1 protein-coding gene is annotated in these 310 nt (G+C 36.1%); it reads left to right on the top strand.

From position 1 onward, the window contains the following. The coding region (locus tag AOA60_RS01640) for a PhoU domain-containing protein (protein WP_143522346.1) at window positions 1–310 on the top strand (310 nt) is incomplete at both ends.

The following is a 310-nucleotide window of genomic DNA, read 5'->3' as shown; positions in this document are numbered from 1 at the left end:
CATTAGGACAAGCGAAAAAAGAGACATTACGTATGGGTGAATTGGCTCAACAAGGTCTTGTTGAAGCATCTCAATTTGTTAAAACGAAAACGAAACGACATGCAGAAATGACATATCAGTTTGAGGATGCTGTTAATAACCTCGATAGAAAGATTACTGATTACCTTGTAAAAATATCAGCTAATTCTCTATCATCGAATGATTCCAGACTTCATTCCACGTTAATGGATACAGTACGGGATATTGAGCGAATTGGTGACCATATGGAAAACATTATTGAATTAGCGGAATATCAGGTAGCTAATAAGGT

The organism is Pseudomonas sp. 2822-17, from assembly GCF_002742485.1.
GTDB lineage: Bacteria > Pseudomonadota > Gammaproteobacteria > Pseudomonadales > Pseudomonadaceae > Aquipseudomonas > Aquipseudomonas cyclaminis.
This window is presented reverse-complemented; position numbering and strand designations above follow the sequence as displayed.